At 68.0% G+C, this 4,831-nt stretch carries 4 protein-coding genes; 1 reads left to right on the top strand and 3 read right to left on the bottom strand.

The genetic code is table 11. The annotated features are described in order from the left end of the window. Positions 1 to 26 precede the first annotated feature (26 nt). The 3 genes from VGP60_RS22525 to VGP60_RS22515 all read right to left on the bottom strand — a co-directional run bounded on the left by VGP60_RS22525 (position 27) and on the right by VGP60_RS22515 (position 3,816). Positions 27 to 731: a hypothetical protein gene (locus VGP60_RS22525; protein WP_327550040.1), complete on the bottom strand. Its 705-nt coding sequence runs from the start codon at positions 729 to 731 to the stop codon at positions 27 to 29. Between the two features lie 207 nt (positions 732 to 938). Then, positions 939 to 2,918 carry a bifunctional sugar phosphate isomerase/epimerase/4-hydroxyphenylpyruvate dioxygenase family protein gene (locus tag VGP60_RS22520; protein WP_327550039.1) on the bottom strand — a complete coding sequence of 660 codons (1,980 nt, stop codon included), beginning with the start codon at positions 2,916 to 2,918 and terminating at the stop codon, positions 939 to 941. After that, positions 2,905 to 3,816 (bottom strand): shikimate dehydrogenase, encoded by a 912-nt coding sequence (locus VGP60_RS22515; protein WP_327550038.1) that lies wholly within the window; start codon positions 3,814 to 3,816, stop codon positions 2,905 to 2,907. The genes VGP60_RS22520 and VGP60_RS22515 overlap by 14 nt, the downstream gene beginning before the upstream one ends. Positions 3,817 to 4,044: 228 nt before the next feature. On the opposite strand from VGP60_RS22515, the gene VGP60_RS22510 reads away from it, so the two are divergent. After that, the gene (locus VGP60_RS22510; RefSeq protein ID WP_327550037.1) at positions 4,045 to 4,719 is read left to right on the top strand and encodes a TetR/AcrR family transcriptional regulator; all 675 of its coding nucleotides are present in this window, start codon (positions 4,045 to 4,047) and stop codon (positions 4,717 to 4,719) included. The last annotated feature ends 112 nt before the right edge of the window (positions 4,720 to 4,831 follow it).

The raw sequence follows: 4,831 nt of genomic DNA, 5'->3' as shown, positions 1-4,831 counted from the left end.
GTCTTCTGACGTGCAGCGGACTTACCTCACGGGTGACTCACACAGTGGGCTAGACAGTGCGCCGCACAGTGGTTCGAGCATTCGGCTCCGGCAATGACGGCACCGATCCGCGAGGGTGCCGGCGTGTACATCCACAACGTCTGGGTTGTGTCGAGCGCCTCGACCTCTGATGCCACGGCTGGTTTGAGCGTGAGGATTCTTCGCTCCTCGTCGGTGGTCTCCAGCAGGGTCTCACCCTGCTCCAGAACGAAGCCTTCCCGCGAACGGAGATTCATGAGGCCGAAGATCTCGTTGAGGCCGAGTTCATTCAGTCTGTTGGCGAACGCGGTCAAGAAGGCCGGTGACTCCTTGAGGATTTCCAGGTCGCTCCGGGCGTCGGCCTTCAAGCGCTCCGGGTAGTCGCAGAACTCAAGCGGGTAGTACACCGCCCGGCCATCATTGATCTCGGCCTTCCATATATAGGGAAGTGTCGAGCTCAGTGCGTCGATCGCCCAAGGCTTGATGTATGAGACATTGTGGATGAACTCGCGCACCACCAACTCGTTGTCCGAGACTTCGAAGTGCTTGTGGAGCAGCGATATCCCTACGCGTCGATGGAGTCCATGGAGGCATATGATATCGCCCAACTGGGTGAGTAACTCCCGGTGCACCTCAAGCTGGTCCCGTGCGATGTGAAACTCGTTCAGTCTCTGAAAGACGCCGGCATCGTAATCCTGGACTTCTGCGTCCATGGCCGCACTTGCCATCGCTCCGCCTTTACTCTGAAAGTGGGGATGGGAGATGTCCGCATTCGTATCGCGTGATAGCGGCCTGCCTCGTCGCGGAAACGTCGTCCTCGACATCCATGCTAGGCGCGGGGGATGCCTTCCCGCCAACGGGCGCCCACAATTATCTGGCGCCTACTTTCAGTTATTCAACACCTACTCTTCGCTTCGCGTTTAACGACCTTCTGATTTGGGTGAGGGCTTGGCGTCTGTTCTCTTGCCGCGGCCGGCTCGGGCGATCCGCAGTCTGCGGTGCGCCGCCATCCGTACCGGGGCGTTGGCGGCCCCGTAGCCGGCGTATCCGCCGACCCGCTGTACGACCTCGAAGAAGACCCGCGACCCCAGTACCTCGGTGTAGAAGTGCAGGAATTCGCCGTGCTCGTCGCGGTCGTAGAGCACCGAGTACCGGCGCATAGCGGTGAGCAGTTCCGCCGGTGGGGCGAGCCGCGCGTCGAGGTCGTCGTAGTAGTTGTCCGGGATCCGCAGCAGCGGCGCGCCGAGGGCCCGCATGGCTCGCGCGCTGGCGAAGGCGTCGTCGGTGGCGAAGGCGACGTGCTGCGGGTCGGGTACACCCGGCGCCCATTCGCCACGGCGCAGCAGGGCCACGCTCAGTGCGATCCGGACGGAGTGGGCAGGGTCGGCGACGGCGCGGCTGCGTATCAGGCCGAACGGCGCGGCGAACTCCGTGATGGTCTCGGGTTCGAGCCCGAGTACCGCGCGGTAGAACAGGGCCGCTTCGTCGAAGTGATCGAACGGCTGGGTGAGCGCGACGTGGTCGGTCCTGGTGAGACCGGCACCGGCTCCCCGCGTGGCGTCGGTAGGGGCGAAGTCCGACAGCCAACTGGTGGCGTCGCCCTCGCCGGTTCGACAGAAGAACACCGAGGTACCGTCCGGCGCGGCGACCGCGGACAGGATTGCCTCGTCCGCGCCACGGGTACGAGGAAGCACGGGCGCGAGCAGCGTTTCCGCACGCCGCGCGGAGCGGGCCGGATCCGCGCTCTCGACGGCGAGCGCACAGACCGCCGCGCCCCCTGGACTCACCCCGCTGGGCGGGGAGGCGTTGAGCAGCACCCGGGCGCCGTCCTGCTGCCACAGTTGCACCGGCTTGGAGCGGTGCTGTCCCGTGTGGGTGAAGCCCAGCGCGGCCAACGCGCGCGCTACCCGCGGGCCGGAGACATCGTCGACGGCCAGTTCGGTGAAGGCGTGTCCGGCGAGGTCGGGTGCCGGCGGTAGGTCGGGGACCCGCACGCGCTCCCGCAGCGCCACCGGTCCGCTGGCCTCGAGTCTCTCCTGGAGGGCGAGCAGCGAGCGCATCGCGTCGACGGCGGCGCGCTCGGGATCGGCTTGGCGGAACACATCGTTGAAGACCTCAAGGGAGAGCGGACCGTCGTACCCGGCGGCCAGTACGTGGCCGACGAAGGCCGGCAGGTCGAACGCGCCCTGGCCGGGGAAGAGCCGGTGGTGGCGGCTCCACTGCAACACATCCATCTCCAGCCTGGGTGCGTCGGCCAGTTGCAGGAAGAACAGCTTTGGACCGGGGAGGTTGCGGATACCCGCCGGATCCGAGCCACGGGAGAGCACGTGGAAGCTGTCCAGGCACAGGCCCAACGCCGGATGGTCGGCACGTCGCACGATCTCCCAGGAGTGGTCGTAGGTGTTGACGAACCGCCCCCAGGCCAGCGCCTCGTAGGCGATCCGCAGGCCGCGCTCGGCCGCCAGTGAGGCGAGCGTGTGCAGCTGCTCAGCGGCGAGGTCGTCGTCGTCCACCGCGGCCGGGGCGACCGACGAGCAGACCAGAACGGTGTCGGCGCCGAGCTGTTCCATCACGTCGAACTTGTGCGCGGCTCGCCGCAGGTTCGCCGCGAGCAGCTCCGGTCCAACCGCCTCGAAGTCGCGGAAGGGCTGGTACAGGTCGATCGAAAGGCCAAGGTCGGCGCAGCGCTCGCGCACCTGCCCCGGAGACAACGGCGAGGCGATGAGGTCGTTTTCGAAGATCTCCACCCCGTCGAAGCCCGCGGCCGCTGCCGCGGACAGCTTGTCCTCCAGCGTGCCGGACAGGCACACGGTCGCGATTCCCCGGCGCGGGCCAGAAGCCGGGAGGTGTCGGCCCTGGCCGGCGAGCGGGGTCGAGGTGACGGTCTCAGCTGCGGACATCGGCGGTGTCCCCTTCTGTCGCGGTGGCAGCGATGAGTCCCTGGAAATGGCGCAGCATCCGACCGGCGTCGGGTTCGACGCCGGTGAACAGACGGAACGCGTCCACGGCCTGAAAGACCGCCATTCCGCCGCCGTCGAGGACCCGGCAGCCCCGGGCCCGCGCGCCAGCCACCAGTTGGGTGGCCAACGGCCGGTAGACGACGTCGGCCACCCAGAGCTCGGGCCGCAGCAGTTCGACCGGCACCGGCAGCCCGGGATGGGCGGCCATGCCGATGGGGGTGGCATGCACCAGGCCGTCGGCCTCGCTCAGCGCGGTGGCCAGTTCGTTCCCGCCGTCGTCGAGCCGGCCGGCGGCGGCCCGGTCGGCACCGAAGCGCGCGCACAGCGAGGCGGCGAGCGCCGCACCGCGATGTGCGTCGATGTCGAGAACCCGGACCAGCCCGGCGCCCAGCGTCAGCAGGGCGTGGGCGACGGCGGCACCGGCGCCGCCGGCACCGAGCAGTACCACGCGGTCCAGGGGGGCGTCCGGTAACCCGAGGGCGACGCTTCGGGCGAAGCCCGACCAGTCGGTGTTGTGGCCAATGGCCTTGCGCCCGGTGAAGACGACGGTGTTGACCGCGCCCACGACGGCGGCATCAGGAGAGAGCTCGTCGAGGTGTTCGAGCACCACCCGCTTGCAGGGATGGGTGATGTTCAGTCCGTCGTACCCGGCCAGCCGGGCCGCGGCCAGGATCTCCCCGATCGCCGTCGCCGGCAGGCGCAGATCGTCGAGGTCCAGCCGGCGATAGAGGTAGCGGATTCCGAGCTCGTCGGCGGCACGCTCGTGCAGGGCCGGGCTCAACGACGGGCCGATGCCCGCACCGACCAGCCCGATGAGGAAAGCGCGCTCGCCGTTCACGCCGGCACCACCGTCGACGCGACACGGCCCGACAGCGACAGCGCGGGGTTGGGCCGGTTGAGCATGAACACGAGGTCCCCTCCGGAAACAGGCCGTAATGAACGAACCAGCTAGTTAGTTGTACCCCACGATGCGGGATCAGGAAAGGGCCGCGGGGCGGGTCGAACGGACGGCGCGCGTCGCCGCCTACAGTTGGGGATCGACATATCCGTCACGAGAGGAGCCCCGGTGGGCGCACCGCTGTCCAATGCCGCGCCGACCGACCGCACCCTCGGCGGTCCGGAGCGGCAGCGTGATGCCGAGCGGACGCGTGCCGAGATCCTCGACGTCGCCACCAGGGAGTTCGCCGACAAGGGCTACAGCGGCGCGCGGGTAGACGAGATCGCGGCCAAGACCAGCACCACCAAGCGGATGATCTACTACTACTTCGGCGGGAAGGAACAGCTCTACGTCGCGGCACTGGAGCGGGCCTACACCGTGATCCGCTCGATCGAGCGGGAGCTCGACGTCGAGCACCTCGATCCCCTCGACGCGATCCGGCAACTGGCCGAGCTGACCTTCGACCATCACGAGACGCACCCGGACTTCATCCGACTCGTCAGCATCGAGAACATCCACCGCGCCGAGCACATCGCGACGTCGTCGACCCTGTCCAGCCTCGCCAACCCGGCGCTCGACGTACTGGCGCGCATCCTCCAACGAGGACGCGCCGCCGGACAGTTCCGCGACGACGTCGACGCCCTCGACGTACACATGATGATCAGCGGGTTCTGCGTCTTCCGGACGGCCAACCGGCACACGTTCAAGGCGATCTTCGACCGGGACATGCTGGACCCGGCGCGGCGCGCGCACTACCGCAGGATGCTCGGCGACCTGGTCCTGGAGTACCTGACCGCGCGCTGAGGTCACCGGTACCGCGACCCTCGACGTCCACGCACGTCCCGCGACACCCCTTGACAGGTGACCGCCCTCACCCCACCATCTGGTTTGTCAACTAGCCAGTACCTAACTGTTT

Source organism: Amycolatopsis sp. (genome assembly GCF_036008905.1).
In the GTDB taxonomy this organism is placed as follows: domain Bacteria; phylum Actinomycetota; class Actinomycetes; order Mycobacteriales; family Pseudonocardiaceae; genus Amycolatopsis.
Note: the sequence above shows the minus strand (reverse complement) of the source record. Positions and strands in the feature narration are given on the sequence as shown.